At 63.1% G+C, this 16,650-nt stretch carries 14 protein-coding genes and 3 pseudogenes; 5 read left to right on the forward strand and 12 right to left on the reverse strand.

The genetic code is table 11. The features are described 5' to 3' along the window. Window positions 1-138 precede the first annotated feature (138 nt). Window positions 139-288, reverse strand: a complete 150-nt coding sequence (locus E4V01_RS25940; RefSeq protein ID WP_193763303.1) for a hypothetical protein — start codon at window positions 286-288, stop codon at window positions 139-141. Window positions 289-398: 110 nt separating this feature from the next. Here E4V01_RS25940 and E4V01_RS24450 point away from each other — a divergent pair, with 110 nt between their 5' ends. After that, window positions 399-869, forward strand: a complete 471-nt coding sequence (locus tag E4V01_RS24450) for a hypothetical protein (protein ID WP_135300171.1) — start codon at window positions 399-401, stop codon at window positions 867-869. Between the two features lie 327 nt (window positions 870-1,196). On the opposite strand, the pseudogene E4V01_RS24455 reads toward E4V01_RS24450, so the two are convergent. Further along, window positions 1,197-1,593 (reverse strand): annotated as a pseudogene (locus E4V01_RS24455) (IS3 family transposase); the annotation flags it as partial. Window positions 1,594-1,668: 75 nt separating this feature from the next. Between E4V01_RS24455 and E4V01_RS24460 the strand changes: the two are divergent. After that, a pseudogene (locus E4V01_RS24460) lies at window positions 1,669-2,418 on the forward strand (IS110 family transposase); the annotation flags it as partial. Window positions 2,419-3,677: 1,259 nt separating this feature from the next. Here E4V01_RS24460 and E4V01_RS25945 read toward each other — a convergent pair. Then, on the reverse strand, window positions 3,678-3,890 hold the full coding sequence (locus E4V01_RS25945; protein ID WP_193763304.1) for a hypothetical protein: 213 nt from the start codon (window positions 3,888-3,890) through the stop codon (window positions 3,678-3,680). Between the two features lie 109 nt (window positions 3,891-3,999). On the opposite strand from E4V01_RS25945, the gene E4V01_RS24475 reads away from it, so the two are divergent. Further along, the gene (locus E4V01_RS24475) at window positions 4,000-5,229 is read left to right on the forward strand and encodes a S8 family serine peptidase (protein WP_193763305.1); all 1,230 of its coding nucleotides are present in this window, start codon (window positions 4,000-4,002) and stop codon (window positions 5,227-5,229) included. Window positions 5,230-5,264: 35 nt separating this feature from the next. Here E4V01_RS24475 and E4V01_RS24480 read toward each other — a convergent pair whose 3' ends face one another. Both E4V01_RS24480 and E4V01_RS24485 read right to left on the reverse strand, forming a co-directional pair. After that, window positions 5,265-7,550 carry a hypothetical protein gene (locus E4V01_RS24480; protein ID WP_135300174.1) on the reverse strand — a complete coding sequence of 762 codons (2,286 nt, stop codon included), beginning with the start codon at window positions 7,548-7,550 and terminating at the stop codon, window positions 5,265-5,267. After that, window positions 7,543-8,592, reverse strand: coding sequence for a caspase family protein (locus E4V01_RS24485; protein ID WP_135300175.1), 1,050 nt, complete (start codon window positions 8,590-8,592; stop codon window positions 7,543-7,545). Before E4V01_RS24485 ends, E4V01_RS24480 begins: the two co-directional genes overlap by 8 nt. 173 nt (window positions 8,593-8,765) lie before the next feature. Between E4V01_RS24485 and E4V01_RS24490 the strand changes: the two genes are divergently transcribed. Further along, the gene (locus E4V01_RS24490; protein WP_135300176.1) at window positions 8,766-8,969 is read left to right on the forward strand and encodes a hypothetical protein; all 204 of its coding nucleotides are present in this window, start codon (window positions 8,766-8,768) and stop codon (window positions 8,967-8,969) included. Window positions 8,970-9,202: 233 nt separating this feature from the next. On the opposite strand, the gene E4V01_RS24495 is transcribed toward E4V01_RS24490, so the two are convergent. After that, complete coding sequence (locus E4V01_RS24495) at window positions 9,203-10,423, reverse strand: hypothetical protein (RefSeq protein ID WP_135300177.1); 1,221 nt, start codon at window positions 10,421-10,423, stop codon at window positions 9,203-9,205. A gap of 142 nt (window positions 10,424-10,565) precedes the next feature. Here E4V01_RS24495 and E4V01_RS24500 point away from each other — a divergent pair, with 142 nt between their 5' ends. Beyond that, entirely contained in the window at window positions 10,566-11,243 is a 678-nt protein-coding gene (locus E4V01_RS24500) for a peptidoglycan recognition family protein (RefSeq protein WP_135300178.1), read from the forward strand. Between the two features lie 204 nt (window positions 11,244-11,447). Here the strand turns inward: E4V01_RS24500 and E4V01_RS24505 are convergent, their stop codons facing one another. The 6 genes and pseudogenes from E4V01_RS24505 to E4V01_RS24530 all read right to left on the reverse strand — a co-directional run. Beyond that, on the reverse strand, window positions 11,448-12,290 hold the full coding sequence (locus E4V01_RS24505; RefSeq protein WP_135300179.1) for a L,D-transpeptidase family protein: 843 nt from the start codon (window positions 12,288-12,290) through the stop codon (window positions 11,448-11,450). A gap of 75 nt (window positions 12,291-12,365) precedes the next feature. Further along, window positions 12,366-13,394 (reverse strand): IS481 family transposase, encoded by a 1,029-nt coding sequence (locus tag E4V01_RS24510; protein ID WP_245517694.1) that lies wholly within the window; start codon window positions 13,392-13,394, stop codon window positions 12,366-12,368. A gap of 52 nt (window positions 13,395-13,446) precedes the next feature. Next, window positions 13,447-13,738, reverse strand: a pseudogene (locus E4V01_RS24515) (transposase); the annotation flags it as partial. A gap of 189 nt (window positions 13,739-13,927) precedes the next feature. Further along, the gene (locus E4V01_RS24520; protein ID WP_135300180.1) at window positions 13,928-14,449 is read right to left on the reverse strand and encodes a hypothetical protein; all 522 of its coding nucleotides are present in this window, start codon (window positions 14,447-14,449) and stop codon (window positions 13,928-13,930) included. Further along, on the reverse strand, window positions 14,443-15,723 hold the full coding sequence (locus E4V01_RS24525; protein ID WP_135300181.1) for a hypothetical protein: 1,281 nt from the start codon (window positions 15,721-15,723) through the stop codon (window positions 14,443-14,445). Before E4V01_RS24525 ends, E4V01_RS24520 begins: the two co-directional genes overlap by 7 nt. Before the next feature lie 561 nt (window positions 15,724-16,284). Next, the coding region (locus E4V01_RS24530; RefSeq protein WP_245517695.1) for a hypothetical protein at window positions 16,285-16,650 on the reverse strand (366 nt) is incomplete at its 5' end.

The raw sequence follows: 16,650 nt of genomic DNA on the forward strand, positions 1-16,650 counted from the left end.
GAACTCGGCGTGCCCGTGCCGATGGGATAAGCCGGAAGCCAATGCCATTGAAGCAGTGTGCTCGTGAGGCATCTTGATCACTGGGTTGCGCGATGCTCAGCAATCATTTCAGAGGTAATGCTCACGGCATAGCATACGTCACTGGATCGCGAGGTAGTCGCGATGCCGCTCCGGCGGCTCCGCGTGGGTGCCCTCCGCATACGCTTTCAGAACCGCCGTGACCCGATCGTCCTCAATGAGCTCCTGAAGCCGGGATTGATCCAAAATCAGTGCGCGGACGTCCGTCATTTATGAGATCAGGGAAGATCCGCGCCGTAGACCATTCGCGCCGAGCGCCGCGTAGAGTGCATCGGTCGTCAAGCTGTCAGGATTTGGGGCCGTGGTCGCGATCCGGCGGTATGCAGCCGCAGCACGGGCGTTGCGATGCGACCCGTGGCGGTCGGTTTCTCAAGCTCGACGGCCTCACTTGTACAGTATTCGACGAACTGGTGTCCAACCATTTGGAACTGGTCGACCAACCACTTGCGCTGGATGGGGGCGGCTTCCGTGGCGACCTGGCGCTCGGAGTGGCGGCGCTGGCTGCACGGGCAGCAGGGGCCTTGGCTGCTTCCGGAGACGATGGCTTGGCATCTCGGGCAGGTATGGAAGATACCTACGGAACAGGGGAAACAGATCTCTTCGGTAGCCATCACGGGGCGACGGCCACCACAGATCCTACAGGCCGCCTTTATCGGCTTTGGCTCAGATCGACGTCAGCAGTCCTGTTCGTTCAGGCGGATGCAGCAACGACCGACGACCTCGGCGAGCGTTGGATCGAGAAGCGCAGACCGGTCGTAACGGTCGAACGCTGGAGCATGGCCATTTGGTAAAATATCGTAGCGACAAGATCTTAGATAAAAGGGCGCTCAACAATCGCTGCGCGCCCTTTCTGATATGCAGTCCTATGCTTCGAATCAGCCTGCTCTTTGGCTCCGTAGGCTAATTCTATGCTTCAGTTCGCAGTATTTATCATCGATGCATGTACTGGAAATAACGCACATGATTGAGTTTCTGCGGCAACTTCGAGTTCGGTTCGTCTCGTCCGGCAACACCCGCACGAATTCCACCGGTAGACTCACTTCGCTGAACGGTGGGCAGATGAGTACTTTGCCTCATAAATAGCCCTGAAGTCAGCATCTCCGCAGATGCAGCGGCCCGTGGTTGTGCCTGCACGAAGTCGAAGCTCCAGACGTGGTTACGGTGGAGCGGACGCAGCCGCACGCACGAGCCGTCGTTCAGCCACAGGCGGCTGCGGGGTCTTTGTCGGCTGGGGACCTTCAGCCCCTCGCGACGCCAGATACGCTGAACCCGGTCCTTGCCCACCTGCCAGCCCGCTGCCTGCAGCAGCGCGGTGACGCGGCGGTAGCCATAGCGCCCGTACTCGGACGCCAGAGCGATGATGGCGCGGGTCAGCGCATCCTCGTCGGCCGGCACGGTGGGCACGTAGCGCTGCGTGCCGCGGTGCTGACCGACGATCCGGCAGGCGTGACGCTCCGAGAGACCATACTTCTCCTGGATGGCATCCCCCGCCTGCCGGCGTCGCTCGGGGGCTAGATGGGGTATTCGGGGTGCCTCGCGCAGCGGAAGCGGCGGCATGATGGCGCTTCAATCCAATCCCGGAGCCCCACCATGAGCGAGCAGCACCACGTCGGCCTCGATGTCTCCGTGAAGGAGACTGCGATCTGTATCGTCGATCCCCATGGTAAGGTCGTGCACCGCGCCACCGTCGAGAGCCACCCCGAGGTGATTGGCCGGCACTTGATCGACCTGGGCCACAGCTATGCGCGTGTCGGCTTGGAGGCGGGGCCGCTCTCGCCATGGCTCTACGCCGGCTTGGTGGAGGCCGGACTGCCGGCCATCTGTGTCGAGACCCGCCACATGCATGCTGCCCTCTCGGCACGCATCAACAAGACCGACCGCAACGACGCGATGGGCATAGCCCAGATGATGCGGGTCGGGCTGTTCAAACCGGTTCACGTCAAAACGCCGGCTAGCCAGCAACGCCGCCTGCTCCTGACCTCCCGCAAGCTGCTTCAGCGCAAGGCTTACGACATCGAGAGCGACCTGCGCGGCCAGTTGCGCAACTTCGGCCTCAAGGTCGGTGTCGTGGGGGCTGCCGGGTTCGAGCAGCGCGTGCGTGACCTCGTGCTCGATCTGCCCTTCGTCGCGGCTGTGGTCCTGCCGCTGCTGGAGGCACGCACGGCGCTACGGACCCAACTTGCCAAGCTGCACAAGATGCTGCTGGACCAAGTCCGCATCGACCCGGTCTGCCGGCGATTGATGACCGCGCCCGGCGTCGGGCCGGTCGTGGCGCTGACCTACCGGACCTGCGTCGACAACCCTGCTCGATTCGGACGGGAGATCTCTGCCTCCTTGCACGCCAGCGCCAAGCTCTTGCCCTGGGCGGTCTGCACCTCGATCTGGCGCAGCTTCAGCACCACCTGCTCTGCGCTCGTCTTCTGACCTCGCCGCATATCCGACTCCTTCGGTCCTAGCTGATCCTCTCAATCAGCCCGGTCCAAAGCCAGCCGGTCAGGTCAGCCTGATTGCGATCGTCGGGCAGACTGCTGTTTTGGGTCTCCTGAACGTCTGCTCTGTGGCAGCGGGTGGCCCTTGCGACCGATCCAATCGAAGGCCTGTTCATGGCGCACAGCCGAACAATCGGCGCGCGAACTCCTGACCGAGGCTGTGTGAAAACTCAGGCGCGCGCCGAAATCTTAGAACAATCTTCTGCGCTGCAGCCATTCAAGCATCTTGGCTGGCAGCCGTCATGCCATCAGGATGCCTATGTCGGCGCTGCCCAGGGCGTGTGAGGGAAGATCCTTCTACTGCCTTTGCGTTTTCACACAGGCTCGACCCCAAGCGGACCTTCAAGCTGCGGCCCCTGAAGGTCCGGATGGGGTGGCAAGCGGAGATTAGCTCGCCGCTCGCAAGCTGACGTTCCGTCTCGCGCCCAACTCGGTCGTAGCAGCTGTTCCCAATCGTCCCCAGAAGCGGACGTTCGTGGCTTGAGCGTTGTGGAGCGCTAAGGCTGATCGGGCTCTGATGGCGTGCCGGACCAACACTGTCGGGCCGGCCCCTTCCTTCTGGGGCCCTCCGCGCATTTAAGTGGCGACAAACGCGCTCGTGGAGAATACGAGTCCAGTATTAAAATTCTTCCGGCAGTAAGCGACTAGTCGGTCGGCCCGGTCGGCGGCGCCGAGGAAGGTGATGTGGCCGTCAGGGCGCACCAGCACCAGCGCCGGTCGACCTTCCAGCCCGTAAGCTCTGTGCGCCTTGCCCTCCATATACGAGCGGACCGGGACGGCTCCACCATCGACCATCGGGCCGGCCAAAACGAAGCGCGGCCTGACCCAGGGCCAAGCCTCGACGGCTTCGGCCGCATCGAGGAGCGGGGAGCCCGCGTCCGGGGACCGGCCGTCGAAGCGCAGCTATGGCCTAGCAGAACCGCGCCGAACTGGTCGCCGCTGCCGGCCGAGCTGTTTTGCGCGGGCTGCGCCCGGTGTGCTCTGTCAGTGGGCGCCGGGGCCTGCGGGCGCACCCGGAACGGCGGCCCTCATTCTCGTCGGACCGCGAGCTCTCGGCGCTTCGCAAGGCCGGCTCGACGGCGAAGGGTCGGGAGGGTCCATACCGGCCTGTCATCGGGCTTCGAACCGAACGTCGCCCAAGACCCTACCGAAGGTGCTGACCTCGCAGCGTAGCCAATCGGCGTCGGCCTCCGCAAGGTTTGAAAAGGTGATCACCGGCTGCGATTTGGCTACCCTCATCACGGAGGCGAGGTCCGGGCGCTCGGCTTCCAGGTGCGCGATGAACGCGGTTCGGTTTGCTTCTGTCTCAAAATCGAGGAACATGCGATCTGCCGGTCACGGACGTCGTGTTCGAAAAGTAACGCGGATTGGACGTCGAGGGGATTGGAGCAACGCTGGGCGCACGGGCGCCGTCGCAGCCGGGAGATGGGCCATGAGATATTTCATCGTGACCCCGGAGCAGGGCGTGATGACGCGGAGCAAGGACGTCATCGCGATGGGACCGGACACTACCGTGGCCACCTATGCCTCGAAGACCGACCCGAACGTGCTCGTGGCCGACCTCGACCCACAGACCGCCCAGGCGCTCACCCAGGAGGGCGCCGTTTTGTACGAGGACGTGCAGTTCTCCGTGCTGGACGGGATCGAGGGTGTGCCGAAGGGAGCGCGCTATTGGGAACCGGAGGACGCGGCTCATCCCATGCTGGAGGTGGGCGGCCTAGCCGAGGTGATGGATCAGGTGAATGCGCCCGCGGCGTGGGGGAGGTCAAAGGGAGGCAACGTGACCATCGCGGTGATCGACACTGGCGTCGCCGGCGGCCTCGGGGAGTTCGCGACAGCGCGCAGGTCGTCTTTGGACATCCAGAGCGCGTTCAAGGGCCAGCACTGGGAGGACCCCAAGGGACACGGCTCCATGTGCGCGGCCATCGCCTGCGGCTCGCAATCGGACGGCGGGCGCCACGATGGGGTCGCCCCGCAAGCCACCCTAGTCGCCGCGCGCTCCAACTTGAACGCGACCGACATCTTCGCCATCTACGACGAACTCATCGACGCGAAGCGGCGCGGCATCATCTCGGGACCCCTGGTGATCTCGAACAGCTACGGCCTCTATCGCTGCGACCCCGAACCGAGGCTTGAAGAGGATCATCCCTACCTTCGTAACGTCCTTCTCGCCATCGATAACGGCATCACCGTGGTCTTCGCGGCAGGCAACAACCACGCTAACGGACTATGCAATCACGACCCAACCGCGGACGGCCCCAGTACCATCTGGGGCGTCAACTCCCACGAACGGGTGATCTCCGTTGGGACTGTCGACCGGGATGGGGCCAACCAGAAGCTGCCGAATCCGCACGTGAATTCTAGCCGCGGTCCTGGCCAATGGTCGGGGAAGCTGCCGAAGCCGGACGTCGTCGCACCCACCTTCGGCGAGATCGTTTGGGGCGCGGGACGGCGGGTGATGGAGTGGTGGGGCACCAGCGGCGCCTGCCCCCAGGTCGCCGGCCTCGCGGCCCTCTTGCTGTCCCTCAAACCTGACCTGACCCCAGAACAGATCGGCGACCTTATCCGGAGCACCGCCAAGGAGCTGTCGGGACCGCCGAACTGCGTGGGGCACGGCGTCATCGACTGCGAGGCCGCGGTGGCCGCGCTCCTCAGCGCCTGACTCGGAGCCGTAGGGCTCGCCGTTGGGCTCCGGGCTCATCCCTCTCGGTCGGGCGCATCCAGGACGCCGCCGTTCGCCCGACCGAAGGCTGCGATGGTTGCCAGAACGATGTCGCAAGCCACTTTCGCCCGCCTACGGACGTCGTCGTCATCCAAGTTCGTGAGAGCGCCGAGCCTCGTTGAGGACGGCACATCCAGGTTCGCGAGCAGCGCTTCGAGCCGGTCGTGGAGCTCAATTACGGCGTCCGCCGTCGACTCGTCCTCCTCGTCGTCGCGAACGTCGAACGAAACGGGCACAACGCCCAGGCTCCAAGCCTCGCCCCCGCCCCAGTGAAGGCGCAGGAGGCCTGCGCGGCGACCGGCGAGGCGCACCTCGCTGGTGCGGCCCACAAGCCCCGTCTCTCGGCTTTCGACGAGGAACCCCTCCACGGTCGCCACGATCATCCTGACGTCGAGGTCGCCGAACCAGCGTGCACCCTCATTCGTTGCTGCGAAAACCTGGTCGCCGACGCCCAAGGCCATCGCCGGAAGGCTTCCATCGGACAGGCCTGAGAGGGCTGCCGTCAGCAGCTGTGCGCTCTGCTCGCCAGCCTCGTCACCGCGCCGTCTCAGGGCCACGCCCGCCCGGTATGCTTTCGCGGCCCAAAGCTCTAGGCCCTTGCGGGCTCGAGCGGCGCGCACTTCTCGGGTCTCATCGCGCCCCTCCTCCAGCCGCCACAGATGAACGCCCTGCGCAAGAAGGCGGCCCACGGTCGGGGAAACGCCTAGGCCGGTCAGGTAAGGGACGATGCGCTCGACTAGGCGCGGAAGGACATCACGGTCGAGAAGCCCGAATGCCGGGCTGTCGCGATCGGCCTCCGCGGCGAGCATGCTCAGCACCCGGACTGCGGCGGGAGCGACCTCGTCCAGGCGCCTCTTCGCGTCATCGACTAAGCTTGCCGGCAGCCTCAGATCGCGTGCGAGGGCTCGGGTGTCCTGCCGCCCGAGCCATTCCATGAATGCGGCGAAGTTCTCACACAGGCGTTCGACCCGCTTCGGCACCGGCGGGGGAAACAGACTGAAGAAGCGGCCCGTGGCAACGTGCCGGAAGACGTCGACCGCCATCGCCCCGAAGCGGTCAACGAGGTCGGGCTCCGCGCGCCACCAGACCATGTAGGGCCCGGGTAGGGCATTAGCCGCCGCTTCGAGGAGTTCTTTCGTCGGGGCGAGGTCCGGCCCCCCCACCTCCGAGGCGCGTTCGGACATAACTTCGAAGGAAAGGCGCAGCGTCGGCGGAAAACTCAACCGTTCAGAGGGAGAGACGCCAAGGGCGAGTTCGAGCGCCAGAACGTCGGGATGCGGGCCGAGCAGCCGACGCAGATTCCCGACCAAGGGTCCGACGAGCCGGTGCTCGGCGTCTTCTTGGGACAGGAGCGCGTTGGCGGCGACGAGACCGGCGAAGGGGAACGAAAAGTGCGATGACAGCATCCAGTCCCTGACCGCATCCGGATTGACTAGGTCGGGGCGGCCGCGCCGGAGGCCTGCCAGCAGGGCCTCGGTGTAGACGGCCTGGCGTACATACCCGTCGTCCGAGCCCCTTGCGCCAGCCCTGAAGCCGTGACCCATCGGCGCCATCGACACGGCAGCATCCGTTAAGAAGGCTCGGTCGAGAAACGGCACGAAGACGTGGGTTTCGAACGCGGGACCGAGCCAGAGGGGCAGGCGATGCGCCACGTCGCCAGGACCGGGCCCGACGAGGCAGTAGCCTCCGGCCTGGAGATCGGCGGTGAAGGCAAACCACCCTTGCCCTGAGTCCCAAACGACACCCTCGGTGAAGTCCGCAATCTGCTCCCCGAGCGCATCCTCCAGCCGAAGTCCCTCCCAGAAGCGGTCCGGCGAATGGAGCCAGCGCGTCGGGGTCAGCCGATCCGGCTGCGTCGAGTGCTCCCGTTTCGCGTAACGTCCGAATAGGAACAGTCGACTGTCGCCGACCGTGCCGGGTCGGACCCAGGTCGGCCGGAGGCTGTGCTGCTCCGCGGCGACGCGGTGGCGTTCGCGCGAGAGGGAGGAGCGGACCAGCGGCGCCGAGGACCGGAAGGTCAGCGTCCAGTCCTCGGCAGCGATGGTCGCGCCCGCGCTGTTTGGCCTGAGCGCGACCACCTTACGCTCGGAGCGGTTCGCGATACGTGCCTCAACCTCGTACAATCCGGGTGGGAACTCGCCGACGAGGTCGCCCACCGAGGACCGGTCGAGCCGCAGGTTGCTGTCGTAGACGGCGAGCTCGGCGGAGGGCGTCGGAGCGGCCACCCGGAGTTCTACGAAAGCTTCGACGCGCTCAGACACGGATCTTGCCCACGTTCGGTTCGAGGACGAGTGTGGCGGGGTCCAGGCTTGGCCCGACGTGGACGTTGATCTGTCGGGCTCCCGCGGGCGAAGGATATTCCACCTCGTAGAGACCTGGCGTTAGCAAGGCCTGGAATCGGCGGCTCGGCCCCGTGTCCGCGAAGGTGCGCACGACCTTCAGAGAGCCGTCTCTCACGGTGAGCGGTCGCTCGACCAAGGCATCGGCCACCTTGAACGTGATCAGGCGCGATGCGGGAGCGCCTTGCACACCTTGCCGGAAAACGATGCCGGCTTTGACCGGGAAGTCTGGTTTCTGCAACTTGCCGGCTCTGAGCGCCAGAACAGGCACGCGCTCCTTCACCCAACGCGACAGCGACTCCCCGTCGATGGCACCGCTGTCGTCTGCCGCCTTGCCGCGCAGGCCCTCCAGCAAGGCCTCGGTGAAGAAGCTGCGTCCGTTCGGATCCTCAGGGGCGTACGAGACGTGACCTATCTCGGTGCCGACCCCCACAAGGGCCCTGACCTTGCTGAAATCCGGGTGTCGGTTCTGATGCGGCCACGGCGGCGCGCCCAACTCCGCCGACGCCGACGCGCTCGCGCAGCAGTCGAGGAAAAACACCAACTCGTCGAAGTGAGCCCTCGCCGTTAGGACATCGCGGTAGCGCTCGGCGCCGATGTTGCGACCGAGCAGATCAGTCCCCGCGTTCGACATCAGGAGGGCGATGCTCGCGACGTCGGGGACGCAGCCATGACCCGAGAAGTAGACGTAGAGGCGGCGTCCGACGCGCCCAGTCTGTTTCGCGATGAAGGGGGTCAGCTTGTCGTCGACATCGTCCTTGACCGGGAACGGGCGATGTCCCCTCTGCGCCGGCAGGAGGTCGCTCACCACAGTACGAGCGACCCGCGCCGGGGGGACGTCGCCGCCATTGGGGTCGATCAGCCACTCGTAGAAGGCGAGGGCGTCATTCTCGGCGGCGGACAACGCGGGAAACTGCGTGTACTCCGACACGCCGATCACGATGGCGAAGTCGTCGGCCGCCATGGTGCCCGATTCTCCCGCACGGGCCGGGAACGAAGCCAGCCACTCGAAGACGAGGTTACCGCGAAGAAACCTCCCCGTTCAAGGAAAAGGAGTGCTGGTGTTGCGCTCCAAACTTCGCAGAATGCCCGGCGTGCCACGCCTTGCAGCTTCCGTTCGACCGTTCCGGAGAGGCCATGGGGGAAGTCCTGACTGCGCAGGATTGGGTGACCGAGGACAAAACCATCCTCTCCGCGTTTACGCAGGTGCCATCGGAGGGGCGCACCTTCTTCGGAGCCGGCTGCGTCGCCTACACGCCCGACCAGCTCGGGCTGCCCGACCCAGGCAGGGTCGACGATGGGTCAGAGCCGTTTGGGGCCATGCAGGTCGCGCTCGCCTAGACCGAGCGTCCGTTCGCCGACTGTGCCAGTCAGATGGGGCGGCGCGAGGCGCCATCCGACTGGGACGTCGCTGCGCTCCAGGTACACTACGTCAAGGCCTAAGACGGGCCGCGCGCTCGCACCGCCGAAGCCCTGAGTGCGCTCGCTCCCGCGGTGTTGTCCTCGGCGCGCTGGGTTCGTCCCGCTTCCCCGCCGGGCGCGATGGCGAGCCGGAACACTCGCCGGTGTGCGGACTAAATTCCGTCGCCGGAGGGTGACGACACGCGAACCCGTCCTCCCACGCCGTGCGCATCGGGTTCGGTGGGCGGGGGATGGTCCCCCATGCCCCCAGGCGGTGCGCCTGCGGGCGCAGCTTGGTCGCCCTCTCGCCCAACGTGCGGATCCTTGCGCAACCCATCGGAGCGAACGTTGCGCAGTTCGGGCCCGCTCTTGTAGTCTGGCATGGTTCGGAAGCCGGAGTGGAGGTAGAGCAGGTCCGCCGCAGAAAGGTCACCGGTCGACGGCTCGGTGAGAGTGAACGAAACCGCGACACCCCCGCTCACGGCCAGACGGTCGGTGCGGAAGAAGCGCGCGAGAAGCCCCTTGGTGGAGCGGTAGCTTCCGCCGGCCGTGACGACCTCGGCGCGCAACCAGTACACGCCGGCCCTCGTGAGTTCCGGGGCCAAGGTGTCGACGACCGGAAGAAGCGCGAGCACCGACGATTTTGAGGGGTCGGCGTCCCCGACGGTCACCGCCTTAACCAGATCATCCACCGCGGCAGCAAGCGCCTGTGCCCGAGCCGCGAGAGCATCGTCACCCTGGAGGCCGACGGCCTTGGCCCGCAACGCCTGCAGCTTTGCCAAACGGGCGAAGAGACCGTTTTGCGGCGGGTCCACCTGGAAACGCCCGGCACGCTGCGGCGTCCTCGCCGCTACACCACGCCGCAGAAGGTGACCTGCCAGAGCTCCGGTGAGCGCCGTCTCCGCGATGGTCACCTCGCGTCCCTTGTACTGGACGTCCGTCCGGAAGAAGGAGAGCAGCGCCGCAAGCCCAGAAGCGATGTCGAGCGCACCCGCGAAGGGATCGAACTCAGGCGCGGCTTGATTCCCCAGGACGACGTCGAGCTCGGCGACGAGAAGGTCGGCGCGAGGCGACAACTGACAGTACAGCTTGAAGGCGCTGTCGAGTGCTGCGTCCGCTACCACCACGAGAGCGTCTGGCCCACGCTTGACGGCCTGTACGACCGTGGCGGCCACCGCTTGGGCGACGTGGTCCAACGTGTCCAGAGTGAGCAGGTCCACCTCGACCCTGAGTTTGTCGTCCAGATCTGTCGTGCCGTCGGCGGGAGGTGTGGCGTTGCGGTCGAACGACCCGGTCAGGTTCTTCTTGGGATCAGCTGTCGATGTTGCCTGTGCGGTGGGCGCGGCGCGACTCGTGGCCGGCTCGGCTGAACCTGTTCCCCTGTCAACGGTCATGAGGCCCCTCCGAGATCGCTTATCCACGACCGCAAACAATATTTAGGCTGGCGCTGCTCGGCGCGCTAGCTCCCTGGCGGCGGCAAGACTACATTTCCGCTTGGGACCCCGGAGTCCCGTGACCGAAAGGGAGGGCAGTCTAATGGCACCGCCATTCGTTCAGATGAGCATCGCTGAGTTCGTTCAAGCAGCGTCGAGTTTCGCTTGGTCACCGCAGAAGACACAGGTTCACATGCATCACACTTGGCGTCCCAACCATGCCCAGTACAAGGGCGTGTCGACGATCAAAGCCATGCATGACTACCACGTGAACACTAACGGCTGGTCCGACATTGCGCAGCACGTCTCCATCGCGCCCGACGGCACGATCTGGACGGGCCGCCCGTGGAACCAGTCGCCGGCTAGCGCCGCCGGCCACAACAGTCGCTCCGTATTCATGTTCGAAACCATCGGAGATTTTGACGCCGGGCGAGACGTCCTGCGCGCAGCCCAGCTTCAGGCGGTGGTCGCCGTCATCGGTACGGTCCTCAGCCCAGGAGCGCTGAACGCGCAGTCGCTTCGATTCCACAACGAGATGTCATCGAAGAGTTGCCCCGGTACCTCCGTCAGAAAGGACGACATCCTCGACCTCGTTCGGCAGTTCCACGACGCGGCCGCTACCTTAACGCAGGACGCTGAGCCGCTCAGCCCGGAACGCCGCGGCGAGATCGACGAGGCGGCCGGTGTGAACGCATCTACCGAGGTGCTCGACCGTGAGGACGTCGGCGAGCATCCCGACCACGGTGACACCGAATACGAGGCGTTCATCGAGCGGCATTGATTGCACGCGAGTGGCCTCCCTATCGGCGCCATGAGCAAGGTGCCCACTGCCGTACGTATTCTAAGCACGGCGGCCGCGGCGAATGGCGAGGCTGGAGTTCCCCTCTCGCCCTTCGCCGCGGGCGACGGGAAGTCGATCAGCCAGGATCCCGACCACTGATGCAAAGATGGCGCCTCGGGTCCGAAGCCGCGCTGTTCGGCTGTCCTAGCCTACTCCAGCAGGACCGTAGATGACGCGTAAGCGAAACGCACCTCCGGCCAGCGCCGCCGCCAACTTCGTTTCGCAGTCCCTGAGGCTCGCGGCGCCCTCCGCTATGCCGACGCAGCCGTGGGTTCCAGCGGGCGCCTCGTCGGGGTGTATGCGCAGGGCACTGCGCCCGAACACTGGGGTGCCGTCCGTTTCGACGAGGTCGAAGGAGTACGCGATGCCATCACGCTCCATCCCGGGCGCTCCGTGACGGTTCGGCCTATGGTTGCTCACCTTGTAGGTTCCGGGCGGGGTCGGCCCATTGCGTTTGCGGTAATCCGCGACGAAGCCGCCTGTCGTCGCGGCATAGTCTCCGACCACTTGTCCCTGACGATTGGAGACCGTGAGGCGGCCGGTCCAGACTTTTCGCCTGCTACCGTCGAAGGAGTCTTCGATCGTGAACGTGGCAAGGACCGGTGTGTCACCGGCGAGGACATCGGCCGGCGGCTCGAAAGCGAAGTCGGAGAGCGCCAAGTCGGCATCGTCGAGCGACGCCAAGAACTCCTCGACCGCACGCCGGCTGTTCGCGTCAAGACCAGCGAGCGCCTCTTCCACGAGAGCACGGTGGTCGTCCCATAGCCGGGCAGTCAGTTCGGCGGGAGCCTCGACGGAGAGCGAGGAGAGGCGAGCGAACAAGCGAAGCCAGTCCGCTACCCCTACGCGGCTCGGCGACGACTGAACAGAATTGCCGAACGCCAGCACCCTTTCCTGGAGCTCATCTTCATAAACTTGAGCCAGGCTCTTCGAGCCGTCGGCCTCTACGGCGTCAATTTGTCCAATGAGGTCATCAAAATAAGCCAAGACTACCTCCTTCAATGCACCTTGCAGGTTGCGGTGACTACGACCGCTGTCATCTTCCTCGGACGGCCTGGCTCGTCACCTGAGATAATCTCTCTGGCCGGGTTCGCGCAAGCGCGCGGCCACTCTGGGCACTGAAGCGTTGCTGTATGGTCCCGGGATGTGGCGTGACGGATCGAGCCTGAAGCGTTCGGGCTGTTTGGTCCAGACCTGAAGGACATGCTCGTAGGGCGTGAGGCCGCGCAGGGTCTTCAGCCGACGGGCATGGTTGTAGGCGTCGACGAACATATGCAGATGCGCCCGGAACTGTTTGTGGGTCTCGTAGTGGTAGCGCTTGACCGTGGCGTCCTTGATGGTGCGGTTCATCCGCTCGACCTGACCGTTGGTCCACGGATGGTTGGGTTTGGTCAGGCGATGCTCGATGCCGTGCTCGTGGCAAACGCGATCGAACATGTGCCGGCTGTAGAGGGCTGTCGGGCCTGAGCGGTTGCGCGGGGCATGGCGGAACTGCACTCCGTTGTCGGTCAGCACCGTGTGGATCTTGTACGGCACGAACGCGACCAGTTCCCGGAGGAAGTCTGAAGCGGTGTAGCGGTTGGCCTCCGTCTCCAGCTTGGCGAAAGCTAACTTCGAGGTTCGGTCGATAGCCACAAACAGGTAGAGCTTGCCTTCCTCCGTCCTGATCTCGGCGATGTCGATGTGGACGTAGCCGATGGGGTAATCGGCAAAGCGCTTTTTCTTGGGTTTGTTGCCCTCCATCTCGGGCAGGCGGCTGATGCCGTGCCGCTCAAGGCATCGGTGCAGCGACGAGCGGGTCAGGTGCGGGATCGTGGGCTGCAGCCCGTAGATGCAGTCGTCCAGCGGCAGCAGGGTATGCCGACGGAAGGCGACGATAGTCGCCTCGTCCTCCTGTGTCAGGACCGTCGACCGAGCTTCTTTCGGCCCCATGCCGGCATCAGCCGTCGACTGCCGTCCGCGCCATTTCTGGATCGTCGTCGGGCTGACGCCGTAGCGCTTGGCCGCCGCTCTCACACTCTCTTGACGTAGCTGTATTGCGCGACGGACCGCCTCCGTCGTGCGGGCGCTGCCGTGGAGAATTTGGCCCATAGCGCATCCCTCGCCGCATGGTGGTCAACCGTACCACCGCATCGCGGGATCAAACACCTAGCCCGAGGAAGCGCATGAACGACAGCCAGTCCTTGATCAGGAACTCCGTGCGCTCGTCCGACAGCGAGTGGCTGGCCTGGAGGATCAGCACCTTGAACATGAAGACAAGGTCGAACGGCGGCCGTCCCCCCCTTCGACCCGTCCGAGCGAGGCACGGCACGCACGAGGTCGTCCCGGAACAGCTCGACACCGACGATGCGGCTCAACCGCTCCAGCACGTCGCCCTTGGCCGAAAGATCCTTCAGACGCTCATCGACGTCGAAAAAACCGGGCTGACCGCGCATCGCAGCAGCTCACAGACCGCCGACGCCATCACACCACGAAACCCTTCAAACCGCGAGTTTTTTGGAGGCCTCCGGCTTGCGAGATGCCGGCTTTTCAATTCCAGCCGACGATGCGAATTTTACCCCCAAAGAGCTTCGGCAGTCTATCTTTTCGAAACGGCTCAAAATTTTTGGCCGCAAAAAATTTCATCATTCTTTACTAGGCTGATCGGCCGCCACTATTTTATATGTAAACTCTATGTCAGCTCCAGAGGTCGCTGCGAGTCTTAAGACTTCCTGCGCAGCAAGACCGACGGACGGAGAAACGGCCAAAGACATTTTAAACTTGATCGTCTCAATGGCGAAAGCTGGATTAGAACCGAGGTTTGTCGGAGCAGATCCAACAAGTGCTTCCATCATTTTGTTAATTAGACTTCCAACCATATTCTGAAATAGGACCAATGCTTCACCTGACTTATTTTTTAAGTCCAAACTGCACTCATCCCAAGCTTGCACAACTTGATCTCTTGCTCGAGCAATCGCTGCTTGCCCCTGCTCCGATACGAGTTTGAGACCATCCACGAGGCGGTCATAGACATTCTGGACTGCGTCGAGAACTTGATTCGATTGCTGGAGGGAAATGGGATCGCCACCCAGAAACTCAAGTTGCACACTTTCGGCGATAATTTGGAGCTCATCGATGTTTAGCAATACTTTGGCCATCTTCAGCATCCTCGCTTCGGTCGGATCAGCAGGACGTCGGAGCCCACTTGTTTAAGAGAGACCAAATCATATGACGCCATCATATCCATCAAAGATGGCAATGCCAGGGCAGAAGAAGCAGCCTCAATATAGATTTTCACCGATTTATCGACCGACACCTCAAGTTTCTGTAAAATTTCCTCGTAGTGTGGGCCGTTAAACATAAATTCTAATTCTGAAAGTAACGCCCTGAAAAAATTCAATAGCTCGCGAAAAAAGCTTTTCAACGACATAAAGGCGTAAATGTACATAGAGGCAGGATCTTGATGGTTGGCAATCACCGGCTTTCCATCAATTTTTGGTACTAAACTAGCGTACAAATCGTGCAGACGCATCTCTAAAGAGTATCTCGCTGCTCGGTCGCGTAGACGCCGATTGACATATCGCGACAAACCATCGTCGGCATTGCTGGATTGATAGGGAAATATGACGACTGCAGGTCCGCTGGGGCGAAGCTCGATTAGAAACTCAATTCCAACCAGTGGTGGCAGTAGGCCGAGATATCTTTCGAGCGTATCTTGGCTGCATGAAAGCAGCACACGGGCCAGATTTATATGATCGAAGGGTAGTTCGACCATATCACGCTGACCATAGTTCAGGATCTCTCGTATGTGGCCTCGCAGCGTGTCGCCGGGATGAGGGATAAGGACACCTTCCCTTCCCATCAGCTTCGAATGCAACGTCTCTAACGCCGACATTGGACTTTCAAAAGCACCCCGCACAACAACGAGATCCATCACGGTGTGGATGATCGCTGTTGCGATCTCCATTTCCGATGGCTGCGGTAGGTTCTTAAAGTCTCCTTTTGGTGGGATCCCACCAAAATCATTCAGAGAAGCCAAAGCCCACATAGGCCCGAGATTTTTTGAATACTGTCTAACAGTCTCTGCCAGCAGCTTCGCCGCGGCCACGTTCGGCCGCATTCCCCTAGATACTGGCAGTTCAAGGAACCGCAGCGCTTCTGGTACCGCCTCAAAGAAACGGTATTGTGCATCCATTTTTATCCGCTCCTCCTTCGTAGCCGCCTGAGCAGTCCCGGAGTTGACCAGATAATTTCCTGCCAAGACACTGCCGAAATCGGAACCAGCATACGTCAAAATATGCGATATTTCGTGCAGAACGATTTCATCTGTGACTTCGGCGCCGGATATATCGAGGATCGCATACAAGTATGAGTATGATGCCTCACCCGATCGCAGGCGAAGCGGGATATATGGCCTTTTGCTGCTCGCCAAGTCAGACATCTGTCCGCCCCTCCGAAGCTATGCATTACGGCCACGCGCCAGACCGCCCGGCACCCTGCACCTGTCATATCCCCGCGACTCTTGGCATCAGGCACGCCAAGCACACCCCGGACCTGTCAGGTAGCCGCAATGGAACTACGAGCCGGGATGTGGACAGGGTTCATCCTAGGCGCAAGATTGCCTGCTGCCCTACTGGTCAGCCCCCCTCGGCGGACGCCCAGGCGCGCCGGGAAGCGGCCTTTCTGCGCAGGATGCGCGGATGACCAACCCGGGCGCCCCGACGCTGGGCGCCCGTAAAGCGTAACGGGTACGCGTAGCGCTACGCGTATCCCACGCCGAGACTTGCCGCTCTATGCCAATGGCAGCTTTCCTAGGCTAAGCGGCCATTTCGAGGGCCCTGTTCAAAAGGCCGCTTATGGCGCGAAGCAGCGGTTCAGCCTCCACCTACTGATCCGCCGCTTTCCACCTTCTCGGACCCTCGTGAGGTCTGCTTGCAGGTTGTTTGAGAGTAAGCGCAGCCTTACGGTGAGGTGCGGCGCATCCTCGACCCCGGAGCCTACCTCAACCCACGACCTTGAGATAGTTCACATTCACGTCGCCATCCTGGGTGGAGAAGCTCGGTGCCCGGCCGTTCGGCTGGGAGACACCGCTAATGCGGTGGTCGCCGCTATCGTAGGTGGCCAGTTTGCCGTCGATCTCGACGAGGAGCCGCTGCTTGTCGGGGAAGAACGCGTAGCGCATGCCGTTCTGACCACCGCTCGTCGAGGGCTGGCCAAGCACCTGCGGCCACCAGGGCTTCAAGCCCTTCAATGGCTCCACCGAACTCATGGGTTCCATGGGCTTCATCGGCTCCATCGCGCTCGGTCCTCTGGCGGAATGTCTGCAGCCAACGCTACGCCCGAGGCGCCGAAAGGTTTCCCAGAAAAC

It is taken from the genome of Methylorubrum sp. Q1 (assembly GCF_004683995.1).
Lineage (GTDB): Bacteria > Pseudomonadota > Alphaproteobacteria > Rhizobiales > Beijerinckiaceae > Methylobacterium.

What these genes read in the sequence shown, in the direction of transcription:
- E4V01_RS25940 (WP_193763303.1), bottom strand. Translation starts at nt 288, where the DNA reads ATGACGGACGTCCGCGCACTGATTTTGGATCAATCCCGGCTTCAGGAG.
- E4V01_RS24450 (WP_135300171.1), top strand. Translation starts at nt 399, where the DNA reads ATGCAGCCGCAGCACGGGCGTTGCGATGCGACCCGTGGCGGTCGGTTT.
- E4V01_RS25945 (WP_193763304.1), bottom strand. Translation starts at nt 3,890, where the DNA reads ATGTTCCTCGATTTTGAGACAGAAGCAAACCGAACCGCGTTCATCGCG.
- E4V01_RS24475 (WP_193763305.1), top strand. Translation starts at nt 4,000, where the DNA reads ATGAGATATTTCATCGTGACCCCGGAGCAGGGCGTGATGACGCGGAGC.
- E4V01_RS24485 (WP_135300175.1), bottom strand. Translation starts at nt 8,592, where the DNA reads ATGGCGGCCGACGACTTCGCCATCGTGATCGGCGTGTCGGAGTACACG.
- E4V01_RS24490 (WP_135300176.1), top strand. Translation starts at nt 8,766, where the DNA reads ATGGGGGAAGTCCTGACTGCGCAGGATTGGGTGACCGAGGACAAAACC.
- E4V01_RS24495 (WP_135300177.1), bottom strand. Translation starts at nt 10,423, where the DNA reads ATGACCGTTGACAGGGGAACAGGTTCAGCCGAGCCGGCCACGAGTCGC.
- E4V01_RS24500 (WP_135300178.1), top strand. Translation starts at nt 10,566, where the DNA reads ATGGCACCGCCATTCGTTCAGATGAGCATCGCTGAGTTCGTTCAAGCA.
- E4V01_RS24510 (WP_245517694.1), bottom strand. Translation starts at nt 13,394, where the DNA reads ATGGGCCAAATTCTCCACGGCAGCGCCCGCACGACGGAGGCGGTCCGT.
- E4V01_RS24520 (WP_135300180.1), bottom strand. Translation starts at nt 14,449, where the DNA reads ATGCTGAAGATGGCCAAAGTATTGCTAAACATCGATGAGCTCCAAATT.
- E4V01_RS24525 (WP_135300181.1), bottom strand. Translation starts at nt 15,723, where the DNA reads ATGTCTGACTTGGCGAGCAGCAAAAGGCCATATATCCCGCTTCGCCTG.